We start from the raw sequence: 17,741 nt of genomic DNA on the forward strand, positions 1-17,741 counted from the left end.
TGTTTGTGCGTCATTTGTTGTGCCAATCCCGGTGCGGGATTTTATTGCATGGGGTCTTGCGACCGTGGATACACGTCCTGTTTTTTGATCACACTGGCGAGGCGCGGCTTATCACCTGGCGCCAGTAACCGCTCGATGGCGCCACTCACCATGTTTTCCAGCAGATTATCGCGCTCTTGTTCATCCAGCGAATAGTGTGTCAGCCAACTGGGCGCGCTGTTGAGCAGGGCGGCAATGGCATGACCGGCGGCCAACACGCCCTGTTCACTGAACCGGGGGCGGATGCGTAGTATCAGCAGCAACTTGCGTTCGTACTGTTCGCGCAGCTGCCGGACCCGTTGCTGCTGCTCTTCATTCAGGCAGCCGCTGTCGCGCTCCACGAGACGAAAATGCCAAGGCATTTCCTGATGCAGATTCAGGTGCGCGCGGATCAATTGGTTGAGTCTGTCGCGTTTTGCCGGGGCCGCGTGTTCGATGCGCCCCAGGGTGGCCAGCAGCTCTTCGTAGAACTCCTCGATCAGGTCGAGCAGCATGTGCTGCTTGCTGGGGTAATGGTGATACAGCGAGCCCGGGGCGAGCCCCAGGGAGGTCGCGAGCTCACGCATGCCGACCTGACCGAAACCCTTGCTGGCAAAGAGCTCCAGCACCTTCTCCCGGTGTTCGGCGAAGCGTGAGCAACGCTCAGGCATAGGCATGGAAGCCACGCCCCGTTTTGCGTCCCAGGTAACCGGCGGCGACCATTTCCTTGAGCAGTGGAGCGGGGCGGTATTTGCTGTCGTTGAAGCCGTCGTAGAAGGCTTCAAGAATTGCCAACACTGTGTCCAGGCCGATCAGGTCCGCCAATGCCAGCGGGCCGATCGGCTGGTTGCAGCCCAGGCGCATGCCGGCGTCGATGTCGTCGACGCTGGCCAGGCCTTCCTGAAACACCAGGATCGCTTCATTGATCATCGGCACCAGAATCCGGTTGACCACAAATCCCGGACGGTTGCCGGCGGTGATCGCGGTTTTACCGAGTGTGGTCGCCATGTCCAGCGCCAGGGCATGGGTGGCATCGCTGGTTTGCAGGCCACGAATCACTTCGATCAGGCCCATGACTGGCACCGGGTTGAAAAAATGCAAACCGATGAAGCGCTCAGGCTGACTGACGCTGGCAGCCAGTTGGGTAATGGACAGCGATGACGTGTTCGAGGCGATCACACAGTCGGCGCTGACCTGCGCGGCGATTTGTTGCAGCACGCGCAGTTTCAGGTCGAGGTTTTCGGTGGCGGCTTCGATCACCATTTGCACGTTTTGCAGGCTGTTGTAATCGGTACTGGTGCGAATCTTGTCGAGGGCAGCGAGCTTTTGCTCGTGCGCCAGCGTGTTTTTGGCGACCTGCCGATCAAGGTTTTTATCGACGGTCGCGATTGCCTTTTGCAAGGCACTTTCGGAAATGTCGATCAAGGTCACGTGGAAGCCGGCCAGGGCGCAGACTTGCGCGATGCCATTGCCCATGGTGCCGGCGCCGATGACGCCAATGTTCTGAAGATTCATGCGCATGTCCTTATCAAACCCGCTCGAACAACACGGCGATGCCTTGGCCGCCGCCGATGCACATGGTCGCCAGGGCATAACGACCCTGACAGCGATGCAGTTCGTGAATCGCTTTGGTGGCGATGATCGCGCCAGTGGCGCCCACCGGATGGCCCAGCGAGATGCCCGAACCGTTGGGGTTGACCTTCTGCGGATCGAAGCCCAGCTCTTGCGCTACGGCACAGGCCTGGGCGGCAAAGGCTTCGTTGGACTCGATCACATCAAGGTCGGCCACGGTAAGACCGGCGCGCTTGAGCACAAGGCGGGTGGCGGGAATCGGTCCCAGTCCCATCATCGACGGTTCAACGCCTGCGTGGGCATAACCCACCAGTCGGGCCATAGGTTTGAGGCCTTGTTCCTGGACGACTTGCCCGGTGGCCATGATCAGTGCGCCGGCACCATCATTGAGGCCGGACGCGTTGCCAGCGGTGACGCTACCGTCCTTTTTGAAGGCTGGTTTCATACGGCTCAATTGCTCGGCGTTGACCTCAGCCCGAACATGCTCATCCGTCGCAAACGTAACCGTCCCTTTGCGGGTTTCAATTTCGATCGGCACGATCTGCCCGGCAAAACGCCCTTCGGCAATCGCCCGGGCAGCACGCTGCTGGCTGAGCAGCGCCAATTCATCCTGGGCCTGACGCGTGATGCCATAGTGCTCGGCGATATTTTCAGCGGTGATACCCATGTGGAAACCGGCAAACGGGTCTTGCAGTACCCCAAGCATGTAGTCGATGGCCTGCATGTCGCCCATGCGTGCGCCCCAGCGCGCCTGCGGCAACAAGTACGCGCCTCGGCTCATGGACTCGACGCCACCTGCCAGCGCAGCGCCCGCATCCCCCAGCATCAAACTTTGCGCGGCGCTGACAATCGCCTGCAAACCCGAACCGCACAGGCGGTTGACGTTGAAAGCGGGAGTCTCTTTCGTCAGGCCGGCATTGATCGCTACGGCTCGGGAGATGTAGGCATCGCGTGCCTCGGTCGGGATCACATGTCCCATCACTGCATGACCGATGTGCTCGGGCGCCAGGCCTGAACGTTCGATGGCGGCGCGGCAAACGTCGGTTGCCAACTGAATAGGCGGCACATCCTTGAGTGAACCGCCAAAGCTGCCGATGGCAGAACGGACGGCGCTCACTACAAAAATATCGGAATGGTTCATGTTGGCTCTCTGAATAGGTCTTTTTTGTTGGGCACGAGTCTAGAATCAGCAGCGCCACTGGCCTATGCCAAAACTGTTCAAGGGTGATGGCGTTTTTTGCCATATTCAGATGTGACGAGAGAGGCATTCAAATGCGGGAAACGGATTCGGTGGCGGTTTACTTCATGTACCCCATGATCCATGCACTACGAGAAGAACCGCAGCGTCTGCGGTCAGTGCTTGAACAAGTGGGAATTGATCCGGCATTGATGGATAAGCCGACGGCACGAGTACCGGCTACGGCTTTCGCCGCGTTGTGGCTGGTGCAGATACGTGAGTTGAACGACGAATTTTTCCGGTTGGACTCCCACGGTATGCCACCGGGCAGTTTTGCCTTGATCTGTCGGGCATTGATTCAGGAGCCGACGCTGGAAAAAGCCATGCGCCAGTGCCTGGCCAATTTCGCCCTGTTCCTGAGTGATTTTCGCGGCACGTTGAGCGTGCGGGGCAAGCGCGCGGTCATCAGCTTGCAGACCCGTGCGCAGGACAACGAGGTCAGCCGGTTGGGCGAAGAAACGTTTCTGGTGTTGATGATCAGCCTGCTGTGCTGGCTGGGCGGGCGGCGCATTCCGATCGATCGGGCGGACTTTCGTCATCAGCGTTTGTCGTTGCGTGATGATGCCATGCTCTGGGGGCCCAACCTGACCTTTGGCACTGAACGCACCGAAATCGAGTTCGCCAGTCACTACCTGCGCCTGCCGGTGATTCAAGACCTTGCTTCGCTGAAAGTGTTTTTACGCACCGCACCGCAATGGCTGGTGATCCGCTTCCGCAACCAGCATGGGCTGACGTCGCAGGTTCATCAGCGCCTGCGCCACAGCCATTACAGCGAATGGCCGACTTTGCAGGCCTTCGCCCTGGAACAGCACCTGAGCCCCAGCACCTTTCGCCGCAAACTGGGACGTGAAGGCTGTTCGTATCAGGAGATCAAGGATGAAGTGCGGCGCGCGGTGGCGTTTGAACGGTTGCGCCAGAGCAAGGCGAGCATCAGCGATATTGCTGAGCAGTTGGGGTTTCAGGAGCCGAGTGCGTTTCATCGCGCGTTCAAGAAGTGGACGGGGGAGAGCCCGGGGCGGTATCGGGCGCGGTTTCAGGATGGTTCTGAATGAGCTCCTGACAGGGATCGCACGGGTCAACACCCAGCCATTTGATTTATGAACTGTGCTCAGCAGTCCATGCGGATTTTTGATCTTAATCGATGTGCCCGCGGCTTGTAGCATGTCTATCAGGCGCTCAGACCCCGTTGCTGTCATTGATTCACTGGCCGTGAGGATCGCGCCTGCACGCAGTCTGGGCTGCGTTATGTCAATGAAACCAGGGATAAGAATTTCAATATGCAATCAAGAACACTAAAGCGATTTCTGGACGTTGTGATTGGCGCCGCCGCACTCGTGACCGGCGCTTGTACGGTGGCGGCTCCATTGGTCATCCAGGAGCAGGGCAGCTTCGCCGCTGGCGGCCAGGTCGCCACGGCGCCGGGCACCTTTGATCCGCGCAAACCGATGGAGCCTGCGGGGCAGACCTATCATGGCGACCACGCCTACGCCTTCTATCAGATCCCCGTGAATGCCCGCAAACTTCCGATTGTCATGTGGCACGGCGCTGGCCAGTTCTCCAAGACCTGGGAGACCACGGCCGATGGTCGAGAAGGTTTCCAGACGCTATTCCTGCGCCGTGGATTCGGGGTGTACCTGATTGATCAGCCGCGTCGTGGCAACGCCGGGCGCAGCATGGTCGAGGCAACGCTCAAGCCGACGCCGGACGAGCAGCTTTGGTTCAACCAGTTCCGCATCGGCCTGTGGCCCAACTACTTCGAGGGTGTGCAGGTTGCTCGCGATGCGCAGACCCGCGACCAGTTCTTCCGCGCCATGACGCCGAACACCGGCCCCTTCGATATGAACGTGGTGTCGGATGGAGTATCGGCTGTGTTCGAAAAAATCGGGCCTGGCATCCTCTTTACGCATTCGCAGGGTGGTGGGCCGGGCTGGCTAACGGCGATCAAGAACGGCAACGTGAAAGCCATTGTGGCCTTCGAACCGGGCAGTGGTTTTATCTTCCCGGAGGGCGAAGTCCCGGCGCCGATCCCGAGCGCCTTTGACACCGTGACAGCGGCTGCCGTGCCTGCGCCGCAATTCGCCGCCCTGACGAAACTGCCGATCCTGGTGCTCTATGGCGACAACATTCCCGACCATGCCATCGATCTGCCCGCCCAGGATAGTTGGCGTGCCCGCCTTGAGATGGCCAGGCTTTGGCGCGACACGGTCAACAAGCATGGGGGGGACGTGACGCTGGTGCATTTGCCGCAGATTGGCATCAAGGGCAATACGCATTTCCCCATGTCGGATCTGAACAACGTCCAGATCGCAGACCTGGTATCGAAGTTTCTCACCGAGAAAAACCTCGACTGAAAAAACGCGCCAACGGGGCCATGCCGGTTCTGTAGGAGCCAGGGGGGGGGGGGGGGGGGGGGGGGGGGGGGGGGGGGGGGGGGGACGTNNCTACCCCCCCCCCCCCCCCCCCCCCCCCCCCCCCCCCCCCCCCCCCCCCCCCCCCCCACCCCTGGCTCCTACAGATCCGGTTGACTCGTTTTTTACTTGAAAGGGCTCATATGAAAAACACCATTTTGAAAGCTGCCTTTATGGCGGCACTCGTCGGTATGTCTGCAAGCGAGGCCGGTGCGGGGGATTACAAAAAGAACCCGTTTACCTTGGTCTACGATGGCGCGCTTACGAAAAATGAGCCAGGCAAGGTCAATATCCGTCCCGTGACATACAAGCTCAACGGCCTGGATATTTCTGCCAACGTCTACACCCCTGCCAACTACGATGCGAAGAAGGCTTATCCGACGGTAGTGGTGGCACACCCCAACGGCGGTGTGAAAGAGCAGGTGGCTGGCCTATATGCCCAGCGATTGGCCGAACAAGGCTACATCACGATTACCGCGGACGCGGCGTATCAGGGTGCAAGCGGTGGACAGCCGCGCAGCGTGGACAAGCCTGCGTACCGTATCGAGGATATCCACGGCATGGCGGACTTCATCACCCAATATGCGGGAGTCGATGTAAAACGCCTGGGCTTGCTCGGCATCTGCGGCGGCGGTGGTTACTCGTTGGCCGCCGCCCAAACCGACAAGCGTTTCATGTCGATTGCGACGGTGAGCATGTTCAACTCCGGGCGGGTTCGTCGTAATGGCTACGTCGACTCGCAGTTGGGTACCGTCCAGCAACGTCTGCAGCAGGCATCTGACGCTCGGGCTCAAGAGGCAGCTGGCGGGGAGATTCTCTATGCAGGGGATGCCAATCTGACGGATGAGCAGATCGCCAAACTGCCGTTTGCTCTGTATCGACAGGGTTACGAGTACTACTGGAAGACGCACGCGCACCCCAATTCGACCTTCAAGTACACCATGAGCAGCTTACTGGACCTTATGCGCTTCGACGCCACTGACCAGATCGAACTGATCGGACAGCCGTTGCTGATGATCGCGGGGAGCAAGGCCGACAGCCTGTACATGACCGAGGATGCGTTCGCCAAGGCCACGGGTACGAAGGACAAGCAATTGTTCAAGATCGATGGGGCAACGCATATCGAAACCTACTGGGTTCCTGAATATGTGGACGCTGCAATCGCACAGCTGACAGCGTTTTATGCGCGGACCCTGTAGTTCAAGCGTGAAGGGCTGCTCGCTCTGATGACTGATGTGATCGTACGACTGGGTTGAGCAAGATGTTTGGCGTCATACCGGGAACATTGAAGGGTTATCGGCCGTATCACTTGTATTATCGGGGCTACGTTAAAAAATGGCCGGGTGTCTTTGAGACAGACGGCCATTTTTCAGATTGACAGCAGGGCAGGGGTATCGATATAAAAAGCACAGTTGTACGACGACAGACGATTTATCGGCTGCTCAACCCTTAACAATAAAAAAAGTGTCGGCCCCCATCATGAACTCAGCCTGTTTTCTCACCTCCCTAAACGCCTCTTCTAAAGATGCAATCCTGGCCGCTGGCATTTGCGCGCAGCACTCCGATTGCATGCCCGTCGTTGCACCTGATGATTACTCAAGTTAATCGCAAACACCCAGGAGTCTGAATGGCCTTGGCGCGGACCCATCGCGTTGTGGCGATGCTCTACGACAATTGATCTCGCTTAAAACCGAGACTTCATCACCCTAATCCAACAATAAAGTGATGCCATGAATCTGAACGAGCCCATCAATGCTCAGCGAATCGGCCAGGCTGTCGGCAACTATCGCTGGACTATCTGCGCGCTGTTGTTTTTTGCCACTACCGTCAATTACCTCGACCGCCAGGTATTGAGCCTGTTGGCGCCGGATCTATCGACGCAATTTGGCTGGAGCAATAGCGATTACGCCAACATCGCCTCTGTTTTCCAGTTTGTGTACGCGATTTCCATGCTGTTCGCCGGTCGCGTGGTCGACAAGATCGGCACCAAGACCGCCTATGTAGTAGCGATCTGCATCTGGTCGACCGGCGCGGTCATGCACGCCTTTGCGGTGCCGATGGGCGAGGGGATAGGTGCCGTGAGCAGCGCCCTCGGCATTGCCATGATTCCGGTTTCGATCGCAGGCTTCATGGTGTCGCGCGCCGTGCTGGCGATCGGCGAAGCGGGCAACTTCCCGATCGCAATCAAGGCCACCGCAGAATACTTCCCGAAGAAAGAGCGTTCCTTCGCCACCGGCATTTTCAATTCCGGTGCCAATGTGGGCGCGATCCTGGCGCCGATCTGCGTGCCGCTGATCGCCAGTCTGTGGGGCTGGGAAGCGGCTTTCATCGTGATCGGTATGTTGGGCTTCGTTTGGGTGGGAGTCTGGATTGCGCTGTACGAGAAGCCGGAGCAGCAAAAACGCCTCTCGGCGCAGGAACTGGCCTACATCCGCAGCGATCAGGTCGTACCGGTGGTCACTCGCCCGGTACCGGGTGTTGCCGACAAAAAAGTGTCCTGGTTCAAATTGCTGACCTACCGCCAGACGTGGGCTTTTGCTTTCGGTAAATTCATGACCGACGGCGTGTGGTGGTTCTTCCTGTTTTGGCTTCCCACCTATTTGTCGGCGCAATACGGCATGAAAGGCCAGGCCATCGTGATGCCGCTGGCCGTGCTGTACAGCATGACCATGATCGGCAGTATCGGCGGCGGCTGGTTTCCCAGCTATTTCATGTCACGCGGCGACGCGCCGTATGACGGTCGCATGAAAGCCATGCTGGTGATCGCGTTCTTTCCGTTGCTGGTGTTACTGGCGCAGCCATTGGGTTACATCAGTTTCTGGGTGCCGGTGCTGCTGATTGGCGTGGGCGCGTCGGCGCACCAGGCATGGTCGTGCAACATTTTCACCACCGTGTCTGACATGTTTCCGCAAAAATCCATCGCTTCGGTGGTCGGTATCGGCGGTTTGGCAGGTGGCTTGGGCGGCGTAGTGATGACCAAGATCGGCGGTTGGGTGATCGATCACTACAAACTGATCGGCGATATTCATACCGGCTACATGATCATGTTTGCCATCTGTGCCTTGGCCTATCTGGTGGCATGGAGCGTCATGAAGGCGCTGGTACCACGCCATAAGGAAATCACCGATCTGTAAACGGCAGGCACCCGTCAGCCAGCGAGGGCTACGCACTGCGACGCATGTTGTCGCAGTGCGTGACTCGACCGCCTTCCTCTGAGCCTGTGCCACCTATGTGAACATGTTGATCGGGTCGACGAGGTACGGCCTGTCGGTGCCGACTATCGGATTGCCATAAGCGAAGGAAGGCGCACGACGCGCTTGCCTGGCAATCCGTTATTTGGCCAATAACCTGCACCAGAAACCTCTCTCCAGCCCGTGATAAGGGCGACAGCACGTTATAGAGCATCCTGGCTTCGTCGCCGATCGCTTGCGTTCCTCGCCGTGGGGTCATTGTGGGGGAGGAGGCGATCCGGCCAATTGCTCCACACAGTCGTTCGGCATGATCTAAGCTCCAGAAGATGGTTTTTGCGAGCAGGGGTTTCAATGCGAAGCACACCTGAAAACAGCCTGAAAAATGCGTTGAAAGCCTGTAGAGACAGCTTTATTTCTGTTGGCTTTTTCAGCTTTTTCATCAACGCGCTCATGCTCGTTCCCACCTTCTATATGCTTCAGGTGTATGGGCGAGTGATGGCCAGCGGAAGCCTGACAACCCTGGCAATGCTGACGCTGATCATGACCGGGCTGATCATCACGCTCGGCTCCCTGGAATGGATCCGTTCGCGCATCATGGTTCGGGTCAGTACTCGACTGGATGTGTTGCTCAGTCGCCAGGTCTATAAGGCCAGTTTCAAACGGGCGCTGGACAGCGGTGGTATGGATGCCTCGGCCCAGTCGCTCAACGACTTGACGGGTTTGCGACAGTTTCTCTCCGGTAATGGTTTGTTCGCCTTTTTCGATGCGCCCTGGTTGCCTATCTACATCGCCGTGATGTTCATGTTTCACCCTTGGTTTGGCTGGGTAGCGACGGGCAGTGCGCTGCTGTTGTTATTGCTCGCGTTTATCAATGAGAGGCTGACGGGGCCAACGCTGGCCCAGGCGAACAAGGAACATATCGGCGCGACGCTCTACACCACGAAAAATCTGCGTAACGCTGAAGTCATCGAGTCCATGGGCATGCTTGAAACCCTGATGGATCGTTGGGGGCATCGGCAAAGAAATGTTCTGTTGCTACAGGCCCAGGCCAGCGATAGAGGTGCCATCGTCAGCACGCTGTCCAGGACGTTCCGGATCCTGGTGCAATCATTGATCCTAGGTCTGGGGGCGTACCTGGCCGTGGATCATCAAGTGGGGGCAGGCCTGGTGTTTGCCGGGGCCGTGCTACTGGGGCGCGCATTGGCCCCCATCGATCTGATCATCGGCAGTTGGAGGGGCTTTATTGCGGCTCGCTCGCAATACGGCCGTCTCAACGACATCCTCGACAAACAACAGGCTCAGCCCGAGCGTATGTCATTGCCTGCGCCTCAGGGGCACGTGCAGGTGGAGAATCTGGTCGTAGCGGCACCTGGTTCGAGAACCCCGATCATCAACAACATGAGTTTCAGCGTACCTGCCGGCTGCGTTGTCGGCATCATCGGTCCCAGTGCCGCGGGCAAATCGACCCTGGCCAGGGCATTGATGGGGGTATGGGCACCGCTGCAAGGCGTGGTCCGGCTCGATGGCGCGGACATCAGCGCGTGGGATAAAGATGAACTTGGACCGTATATAGGTTACTTGCCCCAGGACATTGAGCTGTTCGAAGGCAGCATCAGCGAGAACATTGCCCGCTTCGCCGAGGTCGACTCGGTAAAAGTCATTCAGGCTGCCAGGACCGCTGGCGTTCACGAAATGATTTTGCAATTGCCCGATGGCTACGACACCGTCATTGGCAGTGAGGGCCTCACGCTGTCGGGAGGGCAGCGCCAGCGCATCGGACTGGCCCGCGCCCTGTATGGCAGCCCGCGACTGATTATTCTCGACGAGCCCAACTCCAATCTTGACGAAGTCGGCGATCGCGCCCTGGTGGCAGCCATCCAGCAGATCAAGCAGAGCGGCGCGACCCTGTTTGTCATTACCCACCGAACCAACATCGTGTCGCAACTAGACCGGCTCATGGTGATGAACGCAGGGGTTATCAGTCTTTATGGGCCACGCGAGCAAGTGCTCGCCGAACTTGCGCAGAAACAGCAGGCACAAAAGCACGCCATGTCGGCAGGCGCCACCATGGCTTCGGTCAAAACCAGCAAGGGCGATGCCGATGAACCCTACGATGCCCAGTCGTCAAATTGAAAGCTTCGCCGGCCTGCCGATATCTGATCGTAAAGCACGCCGCCTGGGCATTGGTATTGTAGGGGTGACCTTCGGCCTGTTCGGCACCTGGGCGGCGCTTGCGCCCCTGGACGGTGCCGCTTACGCGCCGGGGGTGGTCACCGTGCAGACTTACCGCAAAACGGTCCAGCATCCTGAAGGCGGCATCGTCAAAGAGGTACTGGTCCATGACGGTGACATCGTCAAGCGTGGTGATCCGCTGATCATTCTTGATGATGCCCAGTTGCGCTTCGAATACGAGATAAGCCGAGGCCAGTTGGTCGCGACAAGAGCCATGGAGGCAAGACTCAGGGCCGAGCGCGACACACTGTCGGCGATCAGCTTTGGCGAGATAGCCGATCCAGAGAGTCTGCGAGGCGTGGAGGCGCGCCAGGGCGAGACCCAGGTATTCAACGCCCGGCAGGGCTCGCGGCTGGGTCAGATCGCGGTGTTGCGCGAGCGCATTGGCCAGTTGAGTCAACAGATCAAGGGACTGGAATCGATGATTGCTGCCAAGGTTCATCTGGAGAAATCCTACAGCGGTGAAATCGTTGAATTGACCGACCTGCTCAAGCAAGGGTTCGTGGACAAACAGCGTCTGCTCGATCAGGAACGCAAGCTGGGGATGCTCAGGTCGGAGGTGGCTGATCACCGGTCCGCTATTAACAAGACTCGTCTGCAGATCAACGAAACACAGCTGCAGATACTGCAAATCGACAAGGATTTCAGTACCGAGGTGGTCAAGGAGCTGGCCGAGGTGCAGACCCGGATGTACGACCTGCAAGAGAAAACCTCGTCCCTGGAAGACCGGCTCAGTCGTATTGTCATCCGCGCCCCCGACGCGGGCATGGTGATTGGCATGACCGTGCACACCATCGGTGGTGTGGTGAGCCCGGCGACGCCGCTGCTGGATATCGTTCCATCGGTTTCCGAGCTGGTCATAGAGGCCCAGGTAGCGCCGGTGGATATTGATCGTGTCGCCATCGGCAAGCGTGCCGATATCCGTTTCGGCGCGTTCAATAGCTCGACCACGCCGGTGATCGAAGGCGAGGTCAGCAGCGTATCGGCTGACCGGCTGGTCAACGAAAAGGCCGGGACGGCCTATTACCTGGCGCGGGTCCGGGTAACCGAGGAGGGCGTGCGCACCTTGGGTGAGCGCAAGTTATTGCCGGGGATGCCGGCGGACGTATTAATCATCACCGGGCAACGCACGTTGTTGCAGTACTTGATGCAGCCGGCTCGCGATGCCATGGCTCAATCGATGATCGAGGAATAACCATGAGCGCGTCGGCAGTTTTGCTGGGCGGTGTGTTCATGCTTGCAGCGGGTGCCGCCCTGGCGCAAACCATTGCGGCAACGCCGACGGGGGTCAGCGCCTCGACGTTTTCCACCGACCTCATGCAGTTGTATCGTGAGTCACGGCTGGAAGATCCGCGGGTATTGGCCTCCTATGCGCAAGCGCAGGCGGGTAAGGAGCATCAGCGCGAGGCTATGGGTGCGCTGTTCCCGCAGGTATCGCTCAACGCGGGGACGAATCGGATTCATCAGGAGAGCGACCTGGTGCAGCAAAGTTACGATAGCGAAAACTACAGCCTCGTACTGCGTCAGTATCTCTACAACAAGTCCGCGTGGGAGAACTACCAAAAATTCAAAAGCCTGGCCAGGCAATCCGAATCGCAAGCGCTGGATGCCCAGGCCGAGGCCACAGTGGACTTGGCGCAGCGTTACTTCGCCGCGTTGGCGGCCGAAGATGAACTGGAGTTGGTGAGGGCGGAACGTCGAACCACGCAAAAGAGTCTGGACCGAGTCAATGCGTTGTACGAAAAGCAGCTGGCAATGATTACTGATCAGCTCGACCTCAAGGCCCGAGTCGATTTGCTGGCGGCGCAGGAGCTGGATGCCCAGAACCAGGCCAGTATCAGTCGTGAGGCATTGGCAGAGATCGTCGGCCGGCCGGTCAAGGAGAAGCTCAACCGGATTCGCGATGACGTGCAACTGCGGGTTTCAGCACAGAGCCTGGAATCCTGGGTGCGCGAGGGTATAGCGCTAAACCCGGCGCTCAAGGCCAACGAAAGCGGTGTGGAAGCCGCGGGCGCAGCCTTGCGCAGCGGCAAGGGCGGGCACTATCCGACCCTGAGCCTTACGCTGAGCGCGCAGCAGACCAACGAGGGCTACAACAATGCCCTGGCGCCGCGCACCGACAGTTATGTCGCCGGTATTGGCGTGCAGGTGCCGCTGTACAGCGGCGGTTCGACCTCGGCGCGGGTCCGTGGGCTCTACCAGGATCAGATTACCGCCGAGCAGGAACTGGAAGCGATCCGGCGCCGGGTGGTCAAGGAGATCACCAGCGCTTACCTGACCGCCAATTCGAGCGGAGAAAAGATCAGTGCGAGCCGCAATGCCCTGGCCTCGGCACAGCTGTCCAGAGTGGCCGCAGAGAAAGCGCTCGATTACGGAATGGTCAATGCTGTCGATGTACTGGCCACCGTACGCAACGAATTCCGGGCGCGTCGTGACCTGCTCAAGACGCAATACGAATTCGTCACTAATGTCCTCACGCTCAATCGTTGGGCGGGAAAGCTGCCTGCCGAAAGTGTCGAAAGCGTTAATGGCTGGTTGAGCTCCGGCAGCTCCAGCCAAAACCTCACATCCCACTGATCCTGCCGCAATACCCACTGTATCGCCGATAAATTGACGCCAATATCGCGGTTACGCCTGCGCGCAAACCATTTGTCGGTTAATTGACGATTTCGATCGAGGTCAGGCCTTGATTGCAGTTCGCCAAGGTAAACCTAAGTTATTGAATTTAATTGGTTAAATGAGCGATTTTGACAACGGCCGGGCTACCCGCATGAGGCGTGAGTCGACGACTGGCGGATGGGTGTGCTGGCAGTGTGCTGGTCTGGCCTAGACTCAGTTGAACAGATCGAGGGAGCACGTCATCACGCGCAAGTGATTGATGATTATTCCTATTTATGTTGCCTCGATGGCTTTGCCCGGCTTTTCGGAAACGCCCGCAACCCCTGCTTGTCGAACCAGTGGAAGGGGCCCAAAAAATGAATACCCGGGCAGGCACCGTTAAGGCCTGTCGGCGTTCGCATCTGTCCTTCGATCACGGTGGGCAGGTGAGCGAGCTGCTGATTCAGGAAGGCCAAGGGAGGGAGGTCATTAATTCTTCAAGGGAGTCAGGAAAATATGACGACCCACAAAAAAACAACAATACGTGTGATGCTGATCGATTGTCGTCCCCTCGTTCTCATGGGCCTTCAAGATTTGATCAATGCCAGAAAGCCTCAGATGGAAGTGAGCGGCCAGGCCACCACCTATACCAATGCGCTGGACCTTGCCGATCAGTTGCGTCCCGATGTCATTTTTTTCAGTTTCTTTCCGGATGCGCTGAACCCGCTGGCGGTCATCACGGGACTCGCCCGTAGCGCCGAAATGAAAGTGCTGGTGCTCAAGGGCCTTTACGAAACCATCCCTGTTGCCCAGGCGATAGAAGCGGGCGCACGCGGCATCGTGCTGGCAGAAGACTCGACGGAATCGATCATCCGCGCCATCGTCACGGTCCACCATCGCGACATTGGACTGAACAGATCCTGGGCCGTTGGGCTTTCCGGCTATGCCGCAACCGGGCATATACCCTTGAAATGCAATTCGGAGCGGGCGAAACTGGCGCGGCTGACGCTACGCGAGAGGGAACTGATTCGCGCCATCGTTGGGGATCCATCCGCCAAATACATGTGCATCGCCGGGCGCCTGGGCATCAGCGAGCACACCGTGCACAACCACCTCAGCAACATCTATCAAAAGCTTGATCTCATCAACCGTATCGACTTGCTGATGTACGCGCAGAAGCACGGGCTCACCAACAACGAAGAACCGCCCGAGTCCACTTGGGTGGAATCGGACTGATTGGTGCGCGCCACGGTAAGGCGCACGCTGTCGTCGGGCAGGGGACAAACGTGTCCCTGTGCGCCCGGCAAGCCCGGCAATAGCATCTGCCGGACCCAAAACACCCTGAACCAATAGTTTTGATGTGCTGCAGCACCAGATGCTGTTTGCGGCATGGATGCGCCTGGCGTCAGAGGCGTCGCACTGAACCCGTCCAATGAAAACGGCCTGACCCCCTTGTGGGAGCCAGGCCGTGGCCCTCAGTGGCGTTTAGACAATGTCAGTGAATGCGATGTCGGTCACACCGACCAACTGGATGATGTTGGTGATACCACTGCCGTCGCCGTCGAATGCCAGGTAGCCGTCGCCTCCAACGACGCCGAAATAGTAGTCCGTCGTGCCGTTCAGCGCGGTATCGGCGGCCGAGATGAATCCGGCCAGGTTGGTAGCGGGTGTCAGCTCTTCGGCGTAGTTCGATCCGGAACCTGCCGTTGGAAAGTCCAACTTGTCGACGCCGGAGACGAAGCCGATGGAGATCACATCTGTCGCTCCGGACAGCAGCACGTCGGTATCCAAACCGCTGAAGTTGAACGTGTCCGCACCCACCCCATTGTCGCCATCAATGGTCACGTTCAGTGTCTGGGTGCCGGTTGAATCACCGTCCGCATCCGTCACCACCACGTCGAAGGTCAGGAGGGCATCCGGTGTCGCCGAGGTCACAAAGCCCATGTCGACGATCTTGACGACGTCACCGTCCCATGAAGCTGCCTCGCCGGCCTCCAGGGGGTTGCTCTTGCCGCCCTCACCAGCCACGTCCCCGAATGCCAATGAGGTACCGTTGCTTGCCCCGTTGACGCCGACGTTGCCATTGAGGTTGTACCCGGTCCCGACGACGCCCTCGGTCGAAACCAGCACCTGCAAGCCCTCGATCACGTAGTTCTCGGTGGTGCCAAAGTTGTAGTCATTGCTCTCGATGATCACCGCGCCGTCGTTCTGATCCAGCACGATTCCGTAGGCTGCGGGATTCGCAATCGGATGGAAGTTATTAGGAGAAGTCGAGGCGGTTTTCAGGATGATGTCTTGGCTGTCGACAATGATCGCCCGGGTGATCTGGCTTTGGTCGTCAGGATCGATCAGCTTCAGCACAAGCACCAGGTCCTCGTTGCCGATGCCGTCGAACTTGACGAAAACCCCCTTGCTCGTGGCTGTTGGCGTTGCGCTGGTGATCCCGAATGGATTGGCCGCGAAGAAGTCCAGATCCATCACCTCGCCCTGCTGGATCGTGTCACCGGCGACGCCAGCCGCAGTCCCGGAAACACTCACCCAGGACGTTGCTGCAGAGAACAACTCGTTGCCGTCGTCGCTGTCGTTGACGAAGATGTTGTCGCCACCGGCCTTGATATTGTTGGCTCCGGTCCCACCGCCTTCCTCGGCGAATCCAGTGAACTGCACGAAGAAATCGTCGGCCAGCTCGGCCACCGAGACCGGCGGTTGCTGGTTGATCGGCGTTGTGCCGTTGATCGCATAGCCGGTAAAGCCCTGCGCGGTCGATGTCCTCAGGATACTGAAGCTTTCAATCTCGTCAGTCAGGCTCAGCGTGTAAGTGTCGGCCACCTTGTTGAAAGTCAGTGTCCCGGTTGCGTTGGTGAGGGCGCCCTGAGTCGGGTTGTTGGACACATAAGTAAAGGCGATATTGAACACCGCACTCGTGTCATTCTCCGAGAACCAGGTCACCGACTTGTTGGTAATGTCGTTCGTTCCCACCGAGACGCCCGTCAGGCTCACGGACAAGTCGGCGTTCGTCGCGCTGTAGCTCAGCCGCTCGTCCGCGCCGATGTCGTAGGCAAAGACGCCGGTGCCTCCGGGGGTCGGATTGCTGGAGTTCGCGTAGACCAGGTTCGACTTGGCCGTTACGACCGGCGAGTCATCATCGACCGTGATCACCAGGCCGTTTCCGGCCGCCGTCACCGAGTCGCCATCGAAGTCCGTGGCGTTGATCGCCGTACCCAGCGCGATGCTCAGGTCATTCTCGGTGTTGTCACCGGTCAACCCATCGAGGCTTGCATGGTCGAGCTGATCGACCAGCGTGAAGGTGTAGGCGCCCGACTCCCCATGGACGCTGAACGTGAACACCGTGTTCCCGGCCGGGGCCGAGGCCGTCAGCGTGTGGGTCTTGGTGTCCGCGTCATAGGCGACCGCATAGGTCACTGTCACGCCGCCGCTCTTCAGACCCAGCGCCGTCAGGCCATTGGTCGTCAGTGAATAGCTCAGCGCCTCGTCCGCGCCGGACTGGAACAGTGTGCTCACAGTGCCGCTGGCCGTCACCGCTTCGCCGGCCACGTCGCCCGGGCCGCTCGCGATGCCATCGCCCCGGCCGGCGTCGGCCTCGCCTTCCACTACGCCGTCTTCGTCCACCGTGCCAGTGAGGGTCGCCACTGTCGCGATCGGCGTGTCGTCGTCGACCGTGATCACCAGGCCGTTCGCGGCCGCCGTCACGGTGTCGCCGTCAGCGTCCGTGGCGTTGATCGCCGTGCCCAGCGCGATGCTCAGGTCGTTCTCGGTGTTGTCGCCGGTCAACCCATCAAGGCTTGCATGGTCGAGCTGATCGACCAGCGTGAAGGTGTAGGCGCCCGTCGCCGCATGGACGCTGAACGTGAACACCGTATTCCCGGCCCCGGCCGAGGCCGTCAGCGTGTGGGTGTTCGCGACCGCGTCATAGGCGACCGCATAGGTCACTGTCACGCCGCCGCTCTTCAGACCCAGTGCCGTCAGGCCATTGGTCGTCAGCGAATAGCTCAGCGGCTCATCCGCGCCGGACTGGAACAGCGTGCTCACAGTGCCGCTGGCCACTACTACTTGGTTGGCCACGTCGTCTATACCGCCCGCGATGCCATCGCCCGGGCCGGCGTTAGCCGTGCCTTCCACTACGCCGTCTTCGTCCACCGTGCCAGTGAGGGTCGCCACTGTCGCGATCGGCGTGTCGTCGTCGACCGTGATCACCAGGCCATTCGCGGCCGCCGTCACCGTGTCGCCGTCGAAGTCCGTGGCGTTGATCGCCGTGCCCAGCGCGATGCTCAGGTCATTCTCAGTGTTGTCGCCCGCAACGTTATCGAGGCTTGCATGGTCGAGCTGGTCGACCAGTGTGAAGGTGTAGGCGCCCGACTCCCCATGGACGCTGAACGTGAACACCGTGTTCCCGGCCCCGGCCGAGGCCGTCAGCGTGTGGGTGTTCGCGACCGCGTCATAGGCGACCGCATAGGTCACTGTCAC

Annotated in this window: 12 protein-coding genes; 8 read left to right on the forward strand and 4 right to left on the reverse strand. The window is 59.2% G+C overall.

Annotated features, from left to right (window positions below):
• Positions 1–41: 41 nt before the first annotated feature.
• Genes AC1RQB_RS11395 through AC1RQB_RS11405 form a run of 3 tightly spaced genes read right to left on the reverse strand, consistent with a single transcriptional unit; the run spans position 42 to position 2,731 of the window.
• Positions 42–695 carry a TetR/AcrR family transcriptional regulator gene (locus AC1RQB_RS11395; protein ID WP_063343839.1) on the reverse strand — a complete coding sequence of 218 codons (654 nt, stop codon included), beginning with the start codon at positions 693–695 and terminating at the stop codon, positions 42–44.
• Positions 682–1,533 (reverse strand): 3-hydroxybutyryl-CoA dehydrogenase, encoded by an 852-nt coding sequence (locus AC1RQB_RS11400; protein WP_063343838.1) that lies wholly within the window; start codon positions 1,531–1,533, stop codon positions 682–684. Before AC1RQB_RS11400 ends, AC1RQB_RS11395 begins: the two co-directional genes overlap by 14 nt.
• A gap of 13 nt (positions 1,534–1,546) precedes the next feature.
• Positions 1,547–2,731 (reverse strand): acetyl-CoA C-acyltransferase family protein, encoded by a 1,185-nt coding sequence (locus AC1RQB_RS11405; protein ID WP_007906981.1) that lies wholly within the window; start codon positions 2,729–2,731, stop codon positions 1,547–1,549.
• A gap of 131 nt (positions 2,732–2,862) precedes the next feature.
• Between AC1RQB_RS11405 and AC1RQB_RS11410 the strand changes: the two genes are divergently transcribed.
• From AC1RQB_RS11410 to AC1RQB_RS11445, 8 genes are all read left to right on the forward strand, one after another.
• Positions 2,863–3,879: an AraC family transcriptional regulator gene (locus tag AC1RQB_RS11410; RefSeq protein WP_063343837.1), complete on the forward strand. Its 1,017-nt coding sequence runs from the start codon at positions 2,863–2,865 to the stop codon at positions 3,877–3,879.
• A 225-nt stretch (positions 3,880–4,104) separates the two neighbouring features.
• Positions 4,105–5,178, forward strand: coding sequence for an alpha/beta hydrolase (locus tag AC1RQB_RS11415; protein ID WP_109790695.1), 1,074 nt, complete (start codon positions 4,105–4,107; stop codon positions 5,176–5,178).
• A gap of 200 nt (positions 5,179–5,378) precedes the next feature.
• A complete protein-coding gene (locus AC1RQB_RS11420; protein ID WP_008075532.1) occupies positions 5,379–6,434 on the forward strand; it encodes an alpha/beta hydrolase in 1,056 nt (351 codons plus the stop codon).
• A 531-nt stretch (positions 6,435–6,965) separates the two neighbouring features.
• Positions 6,966–8,369, forward strand: a complete 1,404-nt coding sequence (locus tag AC1RQB_RS11425; RefSeq protein WP_008075538.1) for an MFS transporter — start codon at positions 6,966–6,968, stop codon at positions 8,367–8,369.
• A gap of 408 nt (positions 8,370–8,777) precedes the next feature.
• Positions 8,778–10,559, forward strand: a complete 1,782-nt coding sequence (locus AC1RQB_RS11430; protein ID WP_207267303.1) for a type I secretion system permease/ATPase — start codon at positions 8,778–8,780, stop codon at positions 10,557–10,559.
• The gene (locus tag AC1RQB_RS11435) at positions 10,540–11,853 is read left to right on the forward strand and encodes an HlyD family type I secretion periplasmic adaptor subunit (RefSeq protein ID WP_063343836.1); all 1,314 of its coding nucleotides are present in this window, start codon (positions 10,540–10,542) and stop codon (positions 11,851–11,853) included. The genes AC1RQB_RS11430 and AC1RQB_RS11435 overlap by 20 nt, the downstream gene beginning before the upstream one ends.
• 2 nt (positions 11,854–11,855) lie before the next feature.
• The gene (locus tag AC1RQB_RS11440; RefSeq protein WP_063343835.1) at positions 11,856–13,235 is read left to right on the forward strand and encodes a TolC family outer membrane protein; all 1,380 of its coding nucleotides are present in this window, start codon (positions 11,856–11,858) and stop codon (positions 13,233–13,235) included.
• Between the two features lie 537 nt (positions 13,236–13,772).
• Positions 13,773–14,492: a response regulator transcription factor gene (locus AC1RQB_RS11445; protein ID WP_063343834.1), complete on the forward strand. Its 720-nt coding sequence runs from the start codon at positions 13,773–13,775 to the stop codon at positions 14,490–14,492.
• A 249-nt stretch (positions 14,493–14,741) separates the two neighbouring features.
• Here the strand turns inward: AC1RQB_RS11445 and AC1RQB_RS11450 are convergent.
• A partial coding sequence (locus AC1RQB_RS11450; protein WP_493094585.1) for a T1SS-143 repeat domain-containing protein occupies positions 14,742–17,741 on the reverse strand: 3,000 nt, incomplete at its 5' end.

It is taken from the genome of Pseudomonas sp. GW822-FHT02E03 (assembly GCF_058802325.1).

Bases quoted from the DNA above. Each gene is read 5' to 3' on its own strand.
- AC1RQB_RS11430 (WP_207267303.1), top strand. From the start codon at position 8,778: ATGCGAAGCACACCTGAAAACAGCCTGAAAAATGCGTTGAAAGCCTGT.
- AC1RQB_RS11415 (WP_109790695.1), top strand. From the start codon at position 4,105: ATGCAATCAAGAACACTAAAGCGATTTCTGGACGTTGTGATTGGCGCC.
- AC1RQB_RS11425 (WP_008075538.1), top strand. From the start codon at position 6,966: ATGAATCTGAACGAGCCCATCAATGCTCAGCGAATCGGCCAGGCTGTC.
- AC1RQB_RS11410 (WP_063343837.1), top strand. From the start codon at position 2,863: ATGCGGGAAACGGATTCGGTGGCGGTTTACTTCATGTACCCCATGATC.
- AC1RQB_RS11440 (WP_063343835.1), top strand. From the start codon at position 11,856: ATGAGCGCGTCGGCAGTTTTGCTGGGCGGTGTGTTCATGCTTGCAGCG.
- AC1RQB_RS11435 (WP_063343836.1), top strand. From the start codon at position 10,540: ATGCCCAGTCGTCAAATTGAAAGCTTCGCCGGCCTGCCGATATCTGAT.
- AC1RQB_RS11395 (WP_063343839.1), bottom strand. From the start codon at position 695: ATGCCTATGCCTGAGCGTTGCTCACGCTTCGCCGAACACCGGGAGAAG.
- AC1RQB_RS11445 (WP_063343834.1), top strand. From the start codon at position 13,773: ATGACGACCCACAAAAAAACAACAATACGTGTGATGCTGATCGATTGT.
- AC1RQB_RS11420 (WP_008075532.1), top strand. From the start codon at position 5,379: ATGAAAAACACCATTTTGAAAGCTGCCTTTATGGCGGCACTCGTCGGT.
- AC1RQB_RS11400 (WP_063343838.1), bottom strand. From the start codon at position 1,533: ATGAATCTTCAGAACATTGGCGTCATCGGCGCCGGCACCATGGGCAAT.
- AC1RQB_RS11405 (WP_007906981.1), bottom strand. From the start codon at position 2,731: ATGAACCATTCCGATATTTTTGTAGTGAGCGCCGTCCGTTCTGCCATC.